At 74.2% G+C, this 17,132-nt stretch carries 17 protein-coding genes; 11 read left to right on the top strand and 6 right to left on the bottom strand.

The window, feature by feature from the left end; all coding sequences use genetic code 11:
* Positions 1–151 precede the first annotated feature (151 nt).
* Positions 152–694, top strand: coding sequence for a GNAT family N-acetyltransferase (locus ADK60_RS36445; protein WP_234371445.1), 543 nt, complete (start codon positions 152–154; stop codon positions 692–694).
* Here ADK60_RS36445 and ADK60_RS36440 read toward each other — a convergent pair.
* Entirely contained in the window at positions 679–1,050 is a 372-nt protein-coding gene (locus tag ADK60_RS36440) for a macro domain-containing protein (protein ID WP_053651113.1), read from the bottom strand. The genes ADK60_RS36445 and ADK60_RS36440 overlap by 16 nt on opposite strands.
* A gap of 251 nt (positions 1,051–1,301) precedes the next feature.
* Positions 1,302–2,561, bottom strand: a complete 1,260-nt coding sequence (locus ADK60_RS36435; RefSeq protein WP_053651112.1) for an MFS transporter — start codon at positions 2,559–2,561, stop codon at positions 1,302–1,304.
* A gap of 172 nt (positions 2,562–2,733) precedes the next feature.
* Here ADK60_RS36435 and ADK60_RS36430 point away from each other — a divergent pair, with 172 nt between their 5' ends.
* Positions 2,734–3,699 (top strand): LysR family transcriptional regulator, encoded by a 966-nt coding sequence (locus ADK60_RS36430; RefSeq protein WP_053651111.1) that lies wholly within the window; start codon positions 2,734–2,736, stop codon positions 3,697–3,699.
* 259 nt (positions 3,700–3,958) lie between these two features.
* Here the strand turns inward: ADK60_RS36430 and ADK60_RS36425 are convergent, their stop codons facing one another.
* The gene (locus tag ADK60_RS36425; protein ID WP_053651110.1) at positions 3,959–4,591 is read right to left on the bottom strand and encodes a YceI family protein; all 633 of its coding nucleotides are present in this window, start codon (positions 4,589–4,591) and stop codon (positions 3,959–3,961) included.
* 190 nt (positions 4,592–4,781) lie between these two features.
* Here ADK60_RS36425 and ADK60_RS36420 point away from each other — a divergent pair, with 190 nt between their 5' ends.
* The 4 genes from ADK60_RS36420 (at position 4,782) to ADK60_RS36405 (ending at position 7,610) form a co-directional block, all read left to right on the top strand.
* Positions 4,782–5,951 carry a DNA polymerase III subunit beta family protein gene (locus ADK60_RS36420; protein ID WP_053651109.1) on the top strand — a complete coding sequence of 390 codons (1,170 nt, stop codon included), beginning with the start codon at positions 4,782–4,784 and terminating at the stop codon, positions 5,949–5,951.
* A gap of 148 nt (positions 5,952–6,099) precedes the next feature.
* Positions 6,100–6,567 carry a helix-turn-helix domain-containing protein gene (locus ADK60_RS36415; protein ID WP_053651108.1) on the top strand — a complete coding sequence of 156 codons (468 nt, stop codon included), beginning with the start codon at positions 6,100–6,102 and terminating at the stop codon, positions 6,565–6,567.
* Between the two features lie 20 nt (positions 6,568–6,587).
* Positions 6,588–7,118, top strand: coding sequence for a hypothetical protein (locus ADK60_RS44180; protein WP_053651107.1), 531 nt, complete (start codon positions 6,588–6,590; stop codon positions 7,116–7,118).
* A 138-nt stretch (positions 7,119–7,256) separates the two neighbouring features.
* Positions 7,257–7,610, top strand: a complete 354-nt coding sequence (locus tag ADK60_RS36405; protein ID WP_045939590.1) for a DUF2516 family protein — start codon at positions 7,257–7,259, stop codon at positions 7,608–7,610.
* Between the two features lie 113 nt (positions 7,611–7,723).
* On the opposite strand, the gene ADK60_RS36400 is transcribed toward ADK60_RS36405, so the two are convergent.
* The gene (locus tag ADK60_RS36400; protein ID WP_053651106.1) at positions 7,724–9,298 is read right to left on the bottom strand and encodes a PP2C family protein-serine/threonine phosphatase; all 1,575 of its coding nucleotides are present in this window, start codon (positions 9,296–9,298) and stop codon (positions 7,724–7,726) included.
* A gap of 237 nt (positions 9,299–9,535) precedes the next feature.
* Between ADK60_RS36400 and ADK60_RS36395 the strand changes: the two genes are divergently transcribed.
* Complete coding sequence (locus ADK60_RS36395) at positions 9,536–10,087, top strand: O-acetyl-ADP-ribose deacetylase (RefSeq protein WP_053651121.1); 552 nt, start codon at positions 9,536–9,538, stop codon at positions 10,085–10,087.
* Positions 10,088–10,233: 146 nt separating this feature from the next.
* Here the strand turns inward: ADK60_RS36395 and ADK60_RS36390 are convergent, their stop codons facing one another.
* Positions 10,234–11,067 (bottom strand): class I SAM-dependent methyltransferase, encoded by an 834-nt coding sequence (locus ADK60_RS36390; protein ID WP_053651105.1) that lies wholly within the window; start codon positions 11,065–11,067, stop codon positions 10,234–10,236.
* A 193-nt stretch (positions 11,068–11,260) separates the two neighbouring features.
* Here ADK60_RS36390 and mshA point away from each other — a divergent pair, with 193 nt between their 5' ends.
* Positions 11,261–12,799, top strand: a complete 1,539-nt coding sequence (mshA, locus tag ADK60_RS36385; RefSeq protein ID WP_107084161.1) for a D-inositol-3-phosphate glycosyltransferase — start codon at positions 11,261–11,263, stop codon at positions 12,797–12,799.
* Positions 12,800–12,898: 99 nt separating this feature from the next.
* Positions 12,899–13,438, top strand: coding sequence for a type III secretion system chaperone family protein (locus ADK60_RS36380; protein WP_053651104.1), 540 nt, complete (start codon positions 12,899–12,901; stop codon positions 13,436–13,438).
* 28 nt (positions 13,439–13,466) lie between these two features.
* On the opposite strand, the gene ADK60_RS36375 is transcribed toward ADK60_RS36380, so the two are convergent.
* The gene (locus tag ADK60_RS36375; protein ID WP_053651103.1) at positions 13,467–14,747 is read right to left on the bottom strand and encodes an MDR family MFS transporter; all 1,281 of its coding nucleotides are present in this window, start codon (positions 14,745–14,747) and stop codon (positions 13,467–13,469) included.
* A gap of 196 nt (positions 14,748–14,943) precedes the next feature.
* Here ADK60_RS36375 and ADK60_RS36370 point away from each other — a divergent pair, with 196 nt between their 5' ends.
* Positions 14,944–15,702: a phosphoglyceromutase gene (locus ADK60_RS36370; protein WP_053651102.1), complete on the top strand. Its 759-nt coding sequence runs from the start codon at positions 14,944–14,946 to the stop codon at positions 15,700–15,702.
* A gap of 234 nt (positions 15,703–15,936) precedes the next feature.
* Positions 15,937–16,524, top strand: a complete 588-nt coding sequence (locus ADK60_RS36365) for a lytic polysaccharide monooxygenase auxiliary activity family 9 protein (RefSeq protein ID WP_045939597.1) — start codon at positions 15,937–15,939, stop codon at positions 16,522–16,524.
* Positions 16,525–17,132: the final 608 nt, after the last annotated feature.

The raw sequence follows: 17,132 nt of genomic DNA, 5'->3' as shown, positions 1-17,132 counted from the left end.
CGGACGGCACCGGATGCCCCCTCCGCATCCGGTGCCGACACGGGCGCGTTCTCCGGGAACTCTCCTCGAATCTCTTCGAACGCGTTCAAAAGAATGCCATGACCTCGGGGCCGGGCTTGAACGCGTTCAGGCGGGATGAGAGGCTCGTTCCGTGATCATCACCATCCGCCGGGGGAACGCCCGGGACGCCGAGGCCGTCGCCGCACTGCACGCCGCCAGCTGGCGCAGCGCCTACGTCGGCATGGTCCCCGACAGTGCCCTCGGTGACGGGCTGGCGGGCGAGCGGCACGAGATCTGGGAACTGCGGCTGAGCGTCGACTACGGCCCGCCGGAGGCGACCCCCGAACTGCTGATCGCCGAACGGGCGGGCGACACCGTGGGATTCGCCTACCTCGTCCCGATGCCGGACGGCCGGGTGCTGCTCGACAACCTGCACGTCCGCCCCGGGCTGACCGGCTCCGGAATCGGCGGGGACCTGCTGCGCGCGGCCCGCGCCCATGTCGCCCGACAGCACCCCGGGGCCGACCTCTACCTGGAGGTGCTGCAGGCCAACACCCGCGCGATCGCCTTCTACGAGCGCGCCGGCGGCAGGCGCACTGCGGCCGGGCAGGGCGTCTTCCCCGGTGGACACACGCTGCCCGAGTACGAGTACACCTGGTCGGCCGTCGCGCCGGCCGGTCAGTCGCGGTCGTAGACCGTCACCGGCACCCCCCGTTCCGTCAGCCGGGCCCGCACCAGCGGCTCCACCGACTCCCAACGCCCACCCGCCAGTCCGCAGCCGATCCGCGGCATGTGCACCGAGGCGCCCAGGCCCAGCGCGTGCCCGCCGAGGGTCGCCAGTGCGGTGTCGATCGCCTCGTACCGCACCGGCGGCCCGGAGGACCGGCCCGTCCGGATGCCGCGCTGACCGACCAGGTTGGCCACCCAGAGGTACTCCGCCACCCGGACCAACTGCACCGCGCCGAGCCCGAAGTCGTTCCCCGCGCGCTCCCGGTGCCACCGCCGGTACGCCGCCTCCGGCTCGGCCCAGCGCCGGGAGACGGCCAGCACGAATCCCTTCCCCCACCCACAGTTGCTCGCCCGCTCGCCTCCGGGGCGCTTTTGTCCGGTGCCGACGGTCGGCGCTCCCTCGCTCCTACGTCGCTCCCTCGCGCTCTCCCTTTCGACACCGGCGCGCCCCTTCGGCTCGGGGCGGGGCGTTGCAGACGTGGGCGATCACCTGCACCCCCTTGCCCAGGGGCGCCGTGGCATCGCCCCGGACGTACTTGACGGTGCTGGTCCTGGTGGTCATGCCCCGAAAGCTAGCGCGTGGCACTGACAGTGGGTTCGGAGGCCGTTCGGCCCGAGGAGCGGGGCCCGGCGCCCAGGTGGTGGCGGCCTGCGAGGGCGATCAGCAGGGCGAGCGCCGCCGCCCCCGCCGGGATCCAGTACCCCGCGCCGGGGCCGGCGTGTTCGGCGAGCGTGCCGGCCAGGGCCGACCCGGTCGATATGCCGATCATGATCCCGGACACCGCGATCGCCATCGCCTCGTTCAACTGCCGCTGAGGCAGCAGCTCCTGGATCAGCGTCATACCGGTGACCATGGTCGGCGCGGTGCCCGTGCCGGCCGCGAACAGGGCCACCCCGAGCAGTGCGAGCCCCGCGCCGCCCAGTCCGGCGGCGAGCGGCAGGAGCAGGAGCCCCGCCATCGCCGCCACGCCCCGCAGGAAACGGGCACCCGCGGGGCCGGTCGGTCGCAGGGTGCCGAACACCAGCCCCGCCACGCAGGAGCCGGCCGCCACCAGGGCCAGCAGCCCGCCCGCGACCGGCCGGTTCCCCAGCGCGTCCGCGTACGCGACGGTGGTCAGGTCGAGCGCGCCGAAGACCATGCCGGTGCTGAGGAAGGTCAGGGTGAGCACCCGGAGCGCGGGCACCCGCAGTGGTGAGCGTGGTCCGTCCGCGACGACGGCGGCGTCGGGGCGGTCGGCCGGCGGCGGTTCGGTCCGCCGCTGGGCCGCGAAGAGCAGCGCGCCGCCCGCACCGACCCCGCCGGCGGCGAGCATCCCGGCCTCCGGGGCGACCGTCGTGCACAGGACCATGCCGAGCACCGGTCCGGCCATGAAGCAGAGCTCGTCCAGGGCCTGTTCGAGGGAGTTGGCGAGGTGCCGGTCCTCCGGTGCGTCGCGGAGCAGGTGCGCCCAGCGGGCCCGCGCCATGCCGCCGAGGTTCGGCACCGCGGAACCGGCCGCCCAGCAGAGGTAGAGCGTCCAGTCGGGCGCGCCGAGGCGGACGCAGAGCAGCAGTCCGCACAGCGGCACCAGGTTGTACAGCACCGCCGGGACGGTGACCCGGGCCTGCCCGAACCGGTCGACGAGCCGGCCGATCAGCGGCATGCCGATCGCCACGGCGACCAGCCCGGCGGCGGCGACGGCGCCCGCGAGCGCGTAGGAGCCGCGCCGTTCGGCGATCAGCACCACCAGGGAGACGCCGGTCATCGACATCGAGAGCCGGGCGAGCAGTCCGGCCAGGGTGAAGGCGACGGTGCCGGGGCGGGAGAACAGACGTCGGTACGGGGCGAGCACGGGACTCCGCGGGAGAGAGGGAGGAGGGGAAGGGCTCCAGCCTCGGGCCGCCGGTCGTTCGCGGTCCAACACCTGTTCCGCCGCATCGACAACAGAATGCTGTTGATGCGGGCCGGGCGGCCTTCGTACGGCACCGCCCGCCCGGTCGGCCACGCGTTGCTAGCCTGCCGCCATGCCCCACGACCTGCACCCCCGCCTGCTGCGCGGCTTCGTCGCGACCGCCGAGACGCTGCACTTCGGCCGTGCCGCGGAGCGGCTGCACGTGGCCCAGCAGGCGCTCAGCCGGGATGTCCGGACGCTGGAACGGCTGCTCGGCGACACGCTGTTCCTCCGCACCACGCGCAGCGTCGAACTCACCACCGCCGGGCACGGGTTGCTGCCCAAGGCCCGCCGACTGCTGGCCCTGCACGACGAGATCCTGGCCGGTGTCGCACACCGGCCGCTGCTGCTCGACCTCAACAGCGATGTCACCGGCCCGGACCTCACCAGCGACCGGCTGCTCCAACGGGCCCGCGCCGCCTGGCCGGAGGGCGAGCTGCTGGCCCGCTTCCACGGCGGTCTGGCGGCCGCGGCCACCGAACTGCTGGCCCACCGGCTGGACGTGTCGTTCGGCCGCTACGCCGGACTGCCCGCCCGGGTGCGGGGCCGGCTCGCGCAGCGCCCGGTCAGGTTGGAGGCGGTCTCGGTGATGATGGCGGCCGGCCACCCGCTGGCCGGCCGGCCGGCCCTGCGGCTCGCGGAACTGGTCGGGCATCCGGTGGACATCTGCGCGGGCAATCCGGCGACCACCGAGTGGGCCGACCTCGGCCGACTGCTGCTGGACGAGCACGGTCTGGACGCGGCGCCCCCGCGGGTCCCGCCGGTGGGGGTGGACGAGACGGCCCGCTACCTGGCGCGGCACGGCGACCCGATGCTGACCACCGTCGGCGGCCCGGTGCTGCCGGGCGCGGTGAACGTGCCGCTGGTCGAGCCGGTCCCGCTCAGTCTGGTGAGCCTGGTGCACCGCCCGGACCTGCGGCATCCCGGGCTGACCGCGCTGCTGACGGCTGCGGCCGAACTCGGTGCGCGCGAGACCTGGTTGCGCCGCCCGGCGGGCAGTTGGCTGCCGGCGCCGGACGCCGCGCTGCTGGCGGCCTAGCCAGGGTCCGCCCGGTCGATCGGATTCGCCGGACCAGGATTCACCGGACCAGCAATCACCGGATCAGAAAGTACTGATCAGAAGTGTTGGATCAGGAATCACCGTGCCGCGACGGGTTGTTGTGGCGGGATACGACTCCGCCCCTGCCGCTCGGGGGTCGGCAGGGGCGGAGTCGGGTGCGGGCGGGCGGTCGGCCGGAGGGCCGACGCGCGCGCCCGGGCTGTGGGGGCCGCAGGGCCCGCAGTCGAGGTCGGCCGGGTCAGGCCGCCTTCACGGCGGAGATGTCGAAGGTGAGCTTGACCTTCTCGCCGATCAGCACGCCGCCGGTCTCCAGCGCGGCGTTGTAGGTCAGGCCCCAGTCGGTGCGGTCCAGGACGGCCTTGCCCTCGAAGCCGACCCGGTCGGCACCGTAGGCGTCGACGGCGTGGCCGGTGAAGTCGAGGTCCAGGGTGATCGGGCGGGTGACGTCCTTGATGGTCAGCTCGCCGCTCATCCGGTAGGACTCGTCGCCCACGCGCTCGGCGGCGGTGCTGCGGAAGCGCATCTCCGGGAAGCTCTCGGCGGCGAAGAAGTCGCTGGTGCGCAGGTGCTCGTCGCGCTGGGCCTGGTTGGTGTCGATGCTCGCGACCTTGATCACCAGATCGGCGCGGGAGTTGGTCGGGGTGGTGCCGTCCAGGTGCAGCTTGCCCTCGTACTCGGTGAAGCGGCCCTTGACGTTGGTGACCATCGCGTGGCGGACGGCGAAGCCGATCTCGCTGTGGGTGGTGTCGATGGTCCAGTCACCGGTGAGGTGCCCCAGCCCGAGGTCCTGGCCGGCCGGGTTCTCGGCGACGGCGACGGCGACAGCGGTGGTCGCGGTGTCGGTGGTCTTGGTGCGGTTGAACAGGCCCATGGCTCCTCCTCGGGTTCGAAGCCATTTGTTTAGGCTTCAACTTGATGACTCCACTGTAGACCCGACTCGTTCAAAGTTCAACCACTGATCGCGAGAACCTCCGCCCGGCGTGTCGGGCGGCGGTATCGTCGGAGCCGGTCCGGCCGCCCCGCTTGACCCTCGACCCGGTCGAGGCCCCAGAGTCCCCGGCATGGAGAGCGACCTGCGCAGCATCGGCGAGTTGGCCCGCGACAGCGGTCTGAGCATCAGCGCCCTGCGTTTCTACGACGGTGCCGAGGTGCTCGCCCCCGCCCGCGTCGACCCGCGCACCGGTTACCGCTGGTACGCCCCCGGGCAGCTCGCCGACGCCCGACTGCTCGCCCGGCTGCGCCGGGTGGGCCTGCCGCTGGCCGACATCCGGGCCGTGCTCGGCGCGGCGCCCGGCAGCGGTGCCGCCCAGCGGTTGATGGACGAGCACCTGCGCCGGCTGGAGGGCGGCCTCGCCGACGCGCGCCGCGAACTCTCCGCGATCCGCCGGTTGATCGACCAGAGGGAGAACCCCATGACCACGACCCCCGCCGAGTACCGCTTCACCGTTCCCGCCAGTGAGCTGGCCGAAGCCCTGGACGCGGTGCGTTTCGCCGTCGGCGGCGACCCCGAGCTGCCGGTGCTGTCCGGCGTGCTGTTCGACCTCGACGGCGGTCTGCTGCGGCTGGTCGCCACCGACCGCTACCGGATCGCCCTCGCCGAGGTGCCCGTGGCGTCCGTGGCGTCCGTGGCGTCCGTGGTGCCGGCGGAGCCCCTGGTGCCGGCGGAGGCCGCCGCGTCCGCGGAGTCCGCCGCGCCTGCTGTCTCGGTCGTCGTGCCGGTAGCGCTGGCCGACGCCGTCCGCGCGCTGCTCGGCTCCGCCGCGGGGGTGGTGGAGCTGGTGCTCGGCGCCGGAACGGTGCACGTCACGGTGGGCGAGCACCGGATCGAGGGCGCCGCGCTCGACCACGACTACCCCGACTACCGGCCCCTCGTCCGACTGGAGCCGGTCCACCGGATCGGCCTGCCCGCCGCCGAGCTGCGTGCGGCCCTCGTGTCCGCCGCGACCAGCAGTCTGCCGTCCGGACCGCACGGCGCGGACTGCGAGGTCGCCCTGCTGACCGTCGACGGCGAGGGCCGGTTCGCCGTCGCCGCCCCGGACGCCGACACCGACGGGGCCGCCGGTGCCCTCCGGGTGGCGGTCAACCGGGACTTCCTCCTGGAGGCCCTCCCGGTCGACGCCCCGGGGCAGCTGCTCCTCGAACTCGGCGGCCCGATCGCCCCCCTCGCCGTCCGCACCGCCGACCGCCCCGGCACCTTCTCCGTCCTGATGCCGGTCCGCCTCCCCGTCTGACCCTCCTTGCCTGACCCTCCCCGCCCGACGCCGACCCCGAGCCCGCCCGCTCCCGAACCGGCCCGACGTGTGCCTCGCGTCGGGCCGGCCGTTTGCTGGTGCTAGCACTGTGCTTGCAATTGCAAGCGCGGTGGGGCAGGGTGTTCGCATGGCCTCACTGAACGTCGGCCCGCTGGGCGAGTACATCCGCGAGCAGCGGCGCAATGCGCAGTACTCGCTGCGGCAGCTGGCGGAGGCCGCCGGCGTGTCCAACCCCTACCTCAGCCAGATCGAGCGAGGGTTGCGCAAGCCGAGTGCGGAGATCCTGCAGCAGATCGCCAAGGCGCTGCGGATCTCGGCAGAGACGCTCTACGTCCAGGCCGGAATCCTGGAGGAACGGCGGGGTGAGGGCCTGGAGCTGCGGGCCTCGATCCTGGCCGATCCGCTGATCAACGAGCAGCAGAAGCAGGCGCTGCTCGCGGTCTACGACGCCTTCCTCAAGGAGAACGCCGCCGGGCGGCCGTCCGGCGGCGCCCCGGTGACAGGGGCGGACCCGGCGACGGAAGCGGCCGGGGCCGCGGACCCGGCCGGGGGCGTGGGCGGGAGCACGGACGAGCACCGGGGCAAGGCACCCTAAACATCACGGGAGGACCGGCCATGCCGATCACGGACGACATCAAGAAGACCCTGACCGACCCGACCCCGCTCTATGCCCTCGCCGGCGCCGGGGACCTCGCCTACGAGAAGCTGCGCGAAGTGCCGGGCCGGGTCGAGGCACTCGCGGCCGACCGCAAGGGCACCCAGGAGAAGGCCACCGCCGCGCTGGCCGAGGCCCAGGCCCGGCTGGTCGACGCGCAGGCCAAGGTCAGCGGCTCGGTGACCGCCCTGCCGACCGACCTGAAGGCGCTGCAGGAGAAGGCGCAGAGCTTCGCCCTCCAGCAGGTCGGCCGCGCCGTCGAGCTGGCGGTCAAGGCCAAGGAGACCTACGACGAGCTGGCCGAGCGCGGCAAGGTCGCGGTGGACCGGGGCCGTGGCGCCGACGCCGCTGTCGCCGGTGCGGGCGAGGCCGTCGCCGAGCGGGTGGACGCGGAGTCCGCCGAGGCCGGCGAGCTGGTCGAGGGCGAGCTGGTCGAGGACGAGGCGCCCGTCGCCCCGAAGCGCGGCCGGTCCCGCAAGAGCGCGGAGTAGCTCCGCGCGGGCCGGGCCTGAGGTCCGGCACCCCGGGGCACGTCGGGTGCCGCCGGACCGTTTGACCCCGTGGTGGACCGTGCGCCGTGCCAGGATGGGCGGGCAGGTGTGCCGCAGCGAGACGCAGAGGAGGCCGTGATGGGCGGAGTGGCCCAGATTCTGATCCTGGACTACTTGAACCCGTTCTGGTGGCTGGCCGTCGCCATCCTGGGCTACAAGCTGTTCGCGCTGGTCGACGCCGCCACCCGTCCGGAGGACGGGTACCGGGCGGCCGACAAGAAGACCAAGGGCTTCTGGCTGGCGATCCTCGGTATCGCGTTCGGTCTGGACCTGCTCTTCGGCGCCAACTTCATGACCAGCTTCCTCACCCTGGGGGGCCTGGTCGCCGCGATCGTCTACGTGGTCGACGTCCGCCCGGCGATCCGCGCGCTCACCAATCGGGGCGGCGGCCGGGGCGACCAGCGCAACATGGGGCCGTACGGGCCCTGGTAGCCGTACCGGCCCTCGCGGCAGGGAAGGGCCGAGCCCCGGTCGTCCGGCGGGTCCACCCGCCCGGACACCGGGGCTCCGTGCTGCCCGGCTGCTGGCTTTCCGCCCCCCGGCCGTCAGCCCAGGATCAGCTGCGTCGGGTTGCGCTCCAGCAGCAGCACCGCGACATCGTCCGTCAGGGCGCCGCCGTTCAGCTCCTCGACCTCGGCGATCGCGCTGTCGACCAGCCGGCCCCGGGTGAGCCCGGCGGACTGGTGGTCGCCGATCAGCTCGGCCAGGCCGTCCTGGCCGAGCCGGAGCGAACCGGCGCCGATCCGGCCCTCGATCAGTCCGTCCGTGTAGAGCAGCAGCCGCCAGCCGCGGCGCAGCTCGAAGGTGTGCGACGGCCAGACGGCCTGGCCGTCGTCGCAGGGGAGCAGTCCGAGGGCGGGGCCGGCGTGCTCGGAGGGGAGCCCGATCGGGGTGTGGTCCTCACCGAGCAGCAGCGGCGGGGGATGGCCGGCGAGGTAGAGCCGGGCCCGTTCGACGGCCCCGGGGGTGCCGGCGTCGGCCGGCTCGATGATCAGCATGCAGAGCGTCGCGAAGATCTCGTCGCTGCGCCGTTCGTGCTCCAGGACGTGCTGGAGGGTGGTCAGCAGGGTCTCGCCGGTGAGGCCGGCGAAGACCAGGGTGCGCCACGCTATCCGGAGCGCCACCCCGAGCGCGGCCTCGTCGGGGCCGTGGCCGCAGACGTCCCCGATCACCACGTGGACGGTGCCGTCGTCGGTGCGGACCGCGTCGTAGAAGTCGCCGCCGAGCAGGGCGCGGCGGCGGCCGGGCCGGTAGCGGCGGGTGAAGGAGAGGTTCGCGCCGTCGAGCAGCGGGGTGGGCAGCAGATGGCGCTGGAGGCGGGCGTTCTCCTGGCCGCGCAGCTCGGCCTCGACGAGCCGGCGCTGCGACTCGTCGGCGCGCTTGCGTTCGACGGCGTACCGCAGCGCGCGGGCGAGCAGCGGGCCGTCCGTCTCGTTCTTGATCAGGAAGTCCTGGGCGCCGGCGGCCACGGCGGCCGCTCCGAGCTCGGCGCCGGCGGCGTCGGTGAGCACCACGACGGCGGTGTGCGGGGCTCGGCGGAGCAGCTCGTGCAGGCCCTCCAGACCGTCGGACGGGTCGGAGGGGTGGGGCAGGTCGGCGGGGGCGGCGAGGTCGAGCAGGACGCAGCTGAAGTCGCCGCCGCGGCCGGGGTCGCCGCCGCGCGACCGGCTGCGGCGGGAGCCGGACGAGGTGGGGGCGAGCAGCCCGAAGGCCTGGTCGAGGCCGCGGGTCCAGTGGATCTCGATCGGGGCGCCGCTGTCGGCCACCGCGGCCTTGAGCAGCTGGGCGTCGGTGGCGTCGTCCTCGATGACCAGCAGCTTGAGCGGGGCGGTGGCGGGGGAAGCGGCCGGTCCGGTGGACGGCGCCGGGCCTGCGGCGGCCTTCGACCGGGGGTGGGGTATCGGCGCGGTGGCCCTGGCGGGGCGGTCCGACCGCCGGTCCGCCCGGCGTTCCGGCGTCCGGGCCGGGTGCTGCCCCGGCGCCGGGGCGCGGTCCGGCGTGCAGCCGTGGGCGGGCGCTTCGGGGGCGGACCGGTCCTGGGCGTGCCCGGTACGGGCGCCGCCCTGGGCGCCCGGCGAGCCCGTGGCACCAGGTGCCCGCCCGTCTCCCGTTGCGGGCATCGACTGATCCTCCTTTTCCCCGAGTGCGTAACGGCCGAGGTCCGTCCGCAGTGCCCGCTCGGCACCCTGCGTCGGGGAACTTCTCGCGACCATAACGTGATCTCCGGGGATTTCTCTGGCCGGCCGGCGCGTTGTGGCTCGTGCCACGCCGGTGGCGATGTGACGGACGGGGCGGGGAAGCGAGCGGTGACCCGTGGGGCGGGCGCCGGGCCGGGTCGGGAGAGGGGTTGTGACATGGTGACGCGCATCACCCTGGTCGAGGGTGACATCACGGCGCAGCAGGTGGACGTGGTGGTGAACGCCGCCAATTCCTCACTGTTGGGCGGCGGTGGGGTGGACGGTGCGATCCACCGCCGGGGCGGACCGCGGATTCTGGCGGAGTGCCGCGAGCTGCGGGCCTCACGGTACGGGCGGGGGCTGGCCACCGGGCGGGCGGTGGCCACCACGGCCGGTGACCTCCCGGCCCGCTGGGTGGTGCACACCGTGGGGCCGGTCCATCGGGCGGACGAGTACGAGGAGCGGGCGGAGCTGCTGGCCTCCTGCTACCGCGAGTCGCTCCGGGTGGCGGCGGAGCTGGGCGCGCGCACGGTGGCCTTCCCGGCGGTGTCGGCCGGGATCTACGGGTGGCCGCCGGCGGATGCGGCCAGGATCGCGCTCGGGACCGTCGCGGCGGTGGTGGCGGAGCGCGAGGACGGGCCGGAGGAGGTGCGGTTCGTGTTGTTCGGGGCGGAGATGTTCGAGGTCTTCGCCGGCGTCGGACGGGAGCTGGGGCTGACGGGGCAGGAGTGAGGTGCTGACCGGGTGCCCCCATGGTGGCGTGACGGGGCGTCAACACGCCAGAGATATTCGATAACTCGTTCGAGTGAATCCGTGGACTCGCTCGCGGGCGCTCGGTGAGCCGCCGGCCGGGGGAGCGGCTCCAGTGGCGCCGGCGGCTACGGGGCCAGGGCCGTCCAGGGCAGGGTGACCTCGCCCTGCCGCCACCGGCCGCGCGCGTCCACCAGCGGCCAGGCCCCGGCCAGCGCGGTGCAGGCGGCCACCCAGCGCTGCCGGGCGCCGAACGCCCCGTAGGGCGCGGCCGCGGCCCAGGCGCGGTCGAAGTCACGGAGGAACGCGTGCACCGGCCGGCCCGGCACGTTGTGGTGGATCAGTGCCTTCGGCAGCCGTTCGGCCAGGTCGGACGGCCGGTCGAGGCCGCCCAGCCGGGCCGCGAAGGTGACCGTCCTGGGGCCCTCCGGGCCGAGTGCCACCCAGACGTGCCGGCGGCCGATCTCGTCGCAGGTGCCCTCGACCAGCAGCCCGTCCGGGGACAGCCGGGCGCACAGCCGCTCCCAGACCGAGGCCACCTGGGACTCGTCGTACTGGCGCAGCACATTGGCGGCCCTGATCAGCTGAGCGGACCCGCCGCCGTCCAGCGGCACCTCGAAGCCGCCGCGCCGGAAGGTCAGCAGCGGCGGCACCGCGTACGGCAGCGCCGCGGCGACCCGGGCCGGCTCGATCTCGATCCCGACCACCCGGACGTCCGGCCGTACCGTCCGCAGCCGCCCGGACAGCTCGACCGCCGTCCACGGCGCGGCGCCGTACCCGAGGTCGACGGCGGTCGGCGGGCGGTCGGCGGACCGCAGCGCGGGCCCGAGTGTGTGGGCGATCCAGCGGTCCATCCGCCGCAGCCGGTTGGTGTTGGTGGTGCCGCGGGTCACGGTGCCCACCGGCCGCCGGGCCGGTCCGCGGGCGGGCGCGGTCGCGGAATCGAAGGAGGAGGCGGCCATGTCCCTCAGGGTACGGGCCCGGCCACGACCGGACGGCGGGCCCGTCCCGGGGCACGGACACGGGCACCCCGCGACGGGGCCCGGACGGGGCCCGGACCGCGCCCGCGGGCACCGGCTCCCGGCCGCGTCGGCCATCTCGTTCGGCAATCCGGGAATGCCGGTCGCCGATCGCGTGGTTGGCAGACTGGTGGTGATGTGTGCCCGGACGGGGCGGCAGGCCGACGCACGCCCCGGGCGGGTGTCCCGGCCGGGCGGCGCGGGCGGCGGCGCACACACCGACCAGCAGGCAGCAGGCAAGGGCTGCGAGGCGGGCAGCACACGAGGAGGCTTCAGCCAGGTGATCCAGCACCCCGTCCGTTCGGTACGCCGTGCCCAGCCGGCCACGCCCGCGCGCGGCCGGCTCCAGTCGCTCGTCCAGGCCGGCCGGCGCCGCCCGCGCCGGATCGCCATGCTCAGTGTCCACACCTCCCCGCTGCACCAGCCGGGCACGGGCGACGCGGGCGGCATGAACGTCTACATCGTGGAGCTGGCCAAGCGCCTGGCCGCGCTCAACATCGAGGTCGAGGTCTTCACCCGGTCGATCTGCTCGGACGACGAGCCCACCGTGGAGCTGGCCCCGGGCGTGCTGGTGCGGCACGTCACGGCCGGTCCGTACGAGGGCCTGGTCAAGGAGGACCTGCCGGCCCAGCTGTGCGCCTTCACCCACGGGGTGCTGCGCACCGAGGCCGGCCACCGGCCCGGGCACTACGACCTGGTCCACTCGCACTACTGGCTCTCCGGCCAGGTCGGCTGGCTGGCCGCGCAGCGCTGGGGCGTCCCGCTGGTGCACACCATGCACACCATGGCGAAGGTGAAGAACGCGGCGCTGGCCGAGGGCGACACCCCCGAGCCGACGGCCCGGGTGATCGGCGAGACCCAGGTGGTGGAGGCGGCCGACCGGCTGATCGCCAACACCACCGAGGAGGCCGCCGAGCTGGCCCGCTTCTACGCGGCCCGCCCCGACCAGCTGGCCGTGGTCCACCCGGGCGTCAACCTGGATGTCTTCCGCCCCGGCGGCGCGGGCGCCCCGGGGACGGCGGAGGCCCGCCGCGCCGCCCGGGCCCGGCTGGGACTGCCCGCCGACGCGGCGGTGCTGCTCTTCGCCGGCCGGATCCAGCCGCTGAAGGCCCCGGACGTGCTGCTGCGCGCGGTCGCGGTGCTGCTCGAGCGGCGTCCGGAGCTGCGCGAGCGGCTGGTGGTGCCGGTGGTCGGCGGTCCGTCCGGCACCGGCCTGGCCCGTCCGGAGAGCCTGCACAAGCTGGCCGCCCAGCTGGGGATCGGCGACGTGGTGCGCTTCCACCCGCCGGTCGGCCAGGCGATGCTCGCCGAGTGGTACCGGGCCGCGACCGCGCTGGTGATGCCCTCGTACAGCGAGTCCTTCGGGCTGGTCGCGCTGGAGGCGCAGGCCTGCGGCACACCGGTGGTCGCGGCCGCGGTGGGCGGCCTGCCGGTCGCCGTCCGGGACGGTGCGACGGGCACCCTGGTGCACGGCCACGACCCGGCGGACTGGTCGCGGGCGCTGGAGCCGTACGTCGTCGATCCGGAGCTGGTGGTCCGGCGGGGCGCTGCGGCGGCGCGGCACGCGGCCGGGTTCGGCTGGGACACCGCGGCCGCCACCACCGCCGAGGTGTACGCCGGCACCCTGGCCCGCCCGGCCGGTCGGCTGACCGGGGCCCGCAGGCTGCTCGCCTGAGCGGGCCGGGCGCCGGGGCGGGCGACCGGCCGCCCGCCACCGGACCGGGTCCGACCTGCGCTGCTGCGCGCGGCCGTACTCCCGAGTAACGTCAGCCCCATGGCATTCCGCACCAAGGACGAGGCCCTGACCCTCCTGCGCACCGCCCTGGACGAGGCCGGGGTGGCCTGGGAGTCGGCCGCCGCCGACCCGTACACCGTGGTGGCGACCCTCCCGGGCACCCGGAAGCTGAGCACCACGTGTGCGCTGCGGATCGGTGACCACACCCTCTCGGTCAACGCCTTCGTGGTCCGGCGTCCGGACGAGAACCACGAGGCCGTCTACCGCTGGCTGCTGGAGCGCAACACCCGCCTGTACGGCGTGGCGTACGCGGTCGACCGGCTCGGGGACGTCTACCTGGCGGGCCGGCTGCCGCTGGAGGCGCTGACCCCGGACACCGTGGACAGGCTGCTGGGCACGGTGCTGGAGAACGCCGACGAGCCGTTCAACACCCTGCTGGAACTGGGCTTCGCCACCGCGATCCGGCGGGAGTGGGAGTGGCGCACCAAGCGAGGGGAGTCGACCCGCAACCTGGCGGCCTTCGCCCACCTCGCCGGTCCGGTCCCGGACCCCGCCGCGGCGGCGCCCGCCGCCGAGTAGCGGGCCGACCACGGCCGGGCCGGAAGGCTCAGCCGCCCGTTGCGGCCCGCTCCGGCTCGGCGGTCTCCGCCGGGACCACCCGCACCGTTGCCGTCCCCACCGTTCCCGTCCCCACCACGTCGGACTTCGCCAGCGCCGCCCCCGGCCGCCGGCCGAGCAGCACGTACCCGCCCGCGGCGACCGTGCCGAGCACCGCACACGCCCCCCACATCACCCCGCTGCCGGCCCGCTCCAGCAGCACCCCGCCCGCGGCCGGCCCGAGGAACGAGGCGAGCGACCAGGAGAGCGAGTACACGCCCTGGTAGCGCCCCCGCGCCTCGGCCGGCGACAGCTCGGCGACCAGGCCCATCATGGTCGGCGCGTTCAGGATCTCGCCGAGCGTCCAGACCACGACGGTGAAGGCGTAGAACCAGGCCGAGGAGCCGGCCAGCGCGGTCAGTCCGAAGCCCCAGCCGATGAACAGCGCGCTGGCGACGAGCAGTGCCGTCCGGTCCCGGCTCTCCATCCACCGGGTGAGCGGGATCTGGAGCACCACAATGAGCAGGCCGTTGAGGCCGATCACCAGGCCGTACTGGGTGGCGGTGATGCCGGCCCGGCCCATGTCCACGGCCAGCGTGGTGGAGCCCTGCTGGGCGACCAGGGCGAGCAGCAGGTTGAGCACCACCACCGCCATGAAGCGGGCGTCCCGGAAGACCGCGACGAGGCCGATCGCCGGCCGCGCCTTCACGCCGTCCGCGGTCACGGCGGGCGTGTCGGGCCTGGTCTCGGGGATGCGGACGAAGATGACCACCGCGCAGACCACCGTGGAGAGCGCGTCCAGCAGGAAGAGCGTGAGGTAGCCGTGGGTGGCGATCAGGCCGGCCGCCGCCGCGGAGAGGCCGAAGCCGATGTTGATCGCCCAGTAGTTCAGCGCGAAGGCGCGGACCCGGTCCTCGGCGGGCACGATGTCCGCGATGATCGCCGAGGTGGCGGGCCGGGTCGCGTTGTTGCAGAAGCCGACCAGGAAGGCGACCACCGCGATGGCCACCTGGCCGTCGGTGAAGCCGAGCACCGCGGTGAACAGCGCGGTGCCGAGCTGCGCGGCGACCAGCGTCGGCCGCCGTCCGATCCGGTCGCTCAGCACCCCGGCGACGAGCGAGGCGATCGCCGAACCCAGGCCGAACAGCGAGGCGACCAGCCCCGCGTAGGAGGCCGAGTAGCCTCGCTCGGTGGTCAAGTAGAGTGCCAGGAACGTGACCACGAACGCGCCCAGCTTGTTGATCAGGGTGCTGGTCCAGAGCCACCAGAACTGCCGCGGCAGTCCGCTCATGGCTTCGACGACGGCTCTGACCGCACGAGCTGGGACATAAACGGGCATGTGGGGGCTCCCGGGCAGGCGGCCGACCGCCGAGCACTCGGGCAGGACCGCTCGGCGGGCAGGTAAGTGTCACTGATGCGATGCACACCTTACCCGTCGGGGGAGCCGCCCACCAGGGGTTTTATCGGGCTCCACTAAGCTGGGCGCCATGGCTGACACGACGTACCGACTCATCCTGCTCCGTCACGGCGAGAGCGAGTGGAACCAGAAGAACCTGTTCACCGGTTGGGTCGACGTCGACCTCAACGAGAAGGGCGAGAAGGAGGCCGCGCGCGGCGGCGAGCTGCTCGCCGCCGAGGGCTACCTCCCGGACGTCCTGCACACCTCGCTGCTGCGCCGCGCGATCCGCACCTCGCAGATCGCCCTGGACAAGGCCGACCGCCACTGGATCCCGGTCAGCCGCAGCTGGCGCCTGAACGAGCGCCACTACGGCGCGCTCCAGGGCAAGGACAAGGCCCAGACCCTGGCGGAGTTCGGCGAGGAGCAGTTCCAGCTCTGGCGCCGTTCGTACGACACCCCGCCGCCGGTGCTGTCCGACGACTCCGAGTACTCGCAGGCCGGCGACGCCCGTTACGCCGGGATCCCGAGCGAGCTGCGTCCGCGCACCGAGTGCCTCCAGGACGTCGTCGAGCGGATGCTGCCGTACTGGTACGACGCCATCGTCCCGGATCTCACCGCCGGCCGGACGGTGCTGGTCACCGCCCACGGCAACAGCCTGCGCGCGCTGGTCAAGCACCTCGACGGCATCTCCGACGCCGACATCGCGGGCCTGAACATCCCGACCGGCATCCCGCTGGTCTACGAGCTGGACGCCGACTTCAAGCCGACCGTCCCCGGCGGCCGCTACCTCGACCCGGACGCTGCCGCCGCCGCGATCGAGGCGGTCAAGAACCAGGGCAAGAAGTAACCCGGAACGGCCGTCGAGGGCCCCGCTCCCGCTGTCGGGGGGCGGGGCCTTTCGTTGTCAACTCCCCTGTAGTAGCGGGGAGTTCGGCGTGCCGCAAAAGTGGTTCAGACCATTGACGGCCCCGGCGTCGGCTCCTACCGTGTGAGCATCCACCCGGCGCAGGCATGCCAAGCCCCCCCACGCGCGCGTGTCCGCGCTCGGCGCACTCTCCATCCACCCCCACGGAGGAGCACCATGCGCACACGTCATGTCGTCGGAGCCGTGATCGCCGCCCTGTCGGTGCCGGTCGCGGTCGCCCTGCCGGCCCAGTCGCACGGCTACATCAGCACCCCGCCCAGCCGGGCCGCGCTGTGCGCGGCGGGCACCGTGAAGAACTGCGGCGCGATCCAGTGGGAGCCGCAGAGCGTCGAGGGGCCGAAGGGCTTCCCGAGCAGAGGCCCGGCCGACGGCGCGATCTGCGCCGGCGGCAACAGCCGGTTCGCCGAACTGGACGACCCGCGCGGCGGGGCCTGGCCGACCACCGCCGTCTCGGCGGGCCAACGGCTCACCTTCACCTGGAAGTTCACCGCCCGGCACGCCACGACCGGCTTCAAGTACTACCTGACCAGGGCCGGCTACGACGCCACCCAGAAGGTCACCCGGGCGAACCTGGAGCCGACCCCGTTCCTGAACGTCCCCTACAACGGCACGCAGGTGCCCAGCACCCTCAGCCACACCGCGACCCTGCCGAGCGGCCGGACCGGGCACCAGGTGGTCGTCGCGGTCTGGGAGATCGCGGACACCGGCAACGCCTTCTACTCCTGCACCGACGTCAGCTTCTGACGCCGGTCGCTCCGGTGGACCCCGTCGGCGTCCCGGCGGTGAGGAGTCCGGGGCGCACGGCCGTCTCCCACGGCGGCCGCGCGCCCCGGCGCTCCGCGGCGGTACCGGGGACGGGCCCGGCGGAGCGGACGGGCCGGGTGCCTCTCAGTGGCCGCAGCAGCCGCCGTCGACCCCGCCGCACTGGCAGGGTGCGCCGGACTGGCAGCCGCAGCCGCAGCCCGGACCGCAGCCGCATCCGGCGGCGAGGACGGGAAGCAGCCCGGGGGTGGGTGGTTCGACGGTGTCGGGAGCCGATGCCGGGCCGGTCGGGTTTGCCTTCATCGCGCGGACCCCTCCTTCTGACGGGCACGCTTCGGTGCCCACGGCATCGAGTGAAACCGCCGACCGGAGGAGGCGTCAACAGGCGCGCGGTGGTGGGGAGTCCACGCTCGTGTGCTTCCCCACCACCCTCGGCCGGGGTTTACCCGTTCCCGGGGCCGGGCGCCGTCCTGGACGGGCGCCCGGCGGGAGGATGCTCCTATAGACGTCAAGTTGCGGGAGCAAGGTCGGTTTGCGTGATTTGTTCGGTTGGTGTGCTGGTGAGCACGCGGTAGACCTCGCGAGCGACG

Source organism: Streptomyces sp. XY431, assembly GCF_001279805.1.
GTDB lineage: Bacteria > Actinomycetota > Actinomycetes > Streptomycetales > Streptomycetaceae > Kitasatospora > Kitasatospora purpeofusca.
This window is presented reverse-complemented; position numbering and strand designations above follow the sequence as displayed.

Excerpts from the sequence above, each read along its gene's own strand:
- ADK60_RS36430 (WP_053651111.1), top strand. The coding sequence starts at position 2,734 with ATGCCCCACGACCTGCACCCCCGCCTGCTGCGCGGCTTCGTCGCGACC.
- ADK60_RS36425 (WP_053651110.1), bottom strand. The coding sequence starts at position 4,591 with ATGGGCCTGTTCAACCGCACCAAGACCACCGACACCGCGACCACCGCT.
- ADK60_RS36420 (WP_053651109.1), top strand. The coding sequence starts at position 4,782 with ATGGAGAGCGACCTGCGCAGCATCGGCGAGTTGGCCCGCGACAGCGGT.
- ADK60_RS36415 (WP_053651108.1), top strand. The coding sequence starts at position 6,100 with ATGGCCTCACTGAACGTCGGCCCGCTGGGCGAGTACATCCGCGAGCAG.
- ADK60_RS44180 (WP_053651107.1), top strand. The coding sequence starts at position 6,588 with ATGCCGATCACGGACGACATCAAGAAGACCCTGACCGACCCGACCCCG.
- ADK60_RS36405 (WP_045939590.1), top strand. The coding sequence starts at position 7,257 with ATGGGCGGAGTGGCCCAGATTCTGATCCTGGACTACTTGAACCCGTTC.
- ADK60_RS36400 (WP_053651106.1), bottom strand. The coding sequence starts at position 9,298 with ATGCCCGCAACGGGAGACGGGCGGGCACCTGGTGCCACGGGCTCGCCG.
- ADK60_RS36390 (WP_053651105.1), bottom strand. The coding sequence starts at position 11,067 with ATGGCCGCCTCCTCCTTCGATTCCGCGACCGCGCCCGCCCGCGGACCG.
- mshA (WP_107084161.1), top strand. The coding sequence starts at position 11,261 with ATGTGTGCCCGGACGGGGCGGCAGGCCGACGCACGCCCCGGGCGGGTG.
- ADK60_RS36380 (WP_053651104.1), top strand. The coding sequence starts at position 12,899 with ATGGCATTCCGCACCAAGGACGAGGCCCTGACCCTCCTGCGCACCGCC.
- ADK60_RS36375 (WP_053651103.1), bottom strand. The coding sequence starts at position 14,747 with ATGAGCGGACTGCCGCGGCAGTTCTGGTGGCTCTGGACCAGCACCCTG.
- ADK60_RS36370 (WP_053651102.1), top strand. The coding sequence starts at position 14,944 with ATGGCTGACACGACGTACCGACTCATCCTGCTCCGTCACGGCGAGAGC.
- ADK60_RS36365 (WP_045939597.1), top strand. The coding sequence starts at position 15,937 with ATGCGCACACGTCATGTCGTCGGAGCCGTGATCGCCGCCCTGTCGGTG.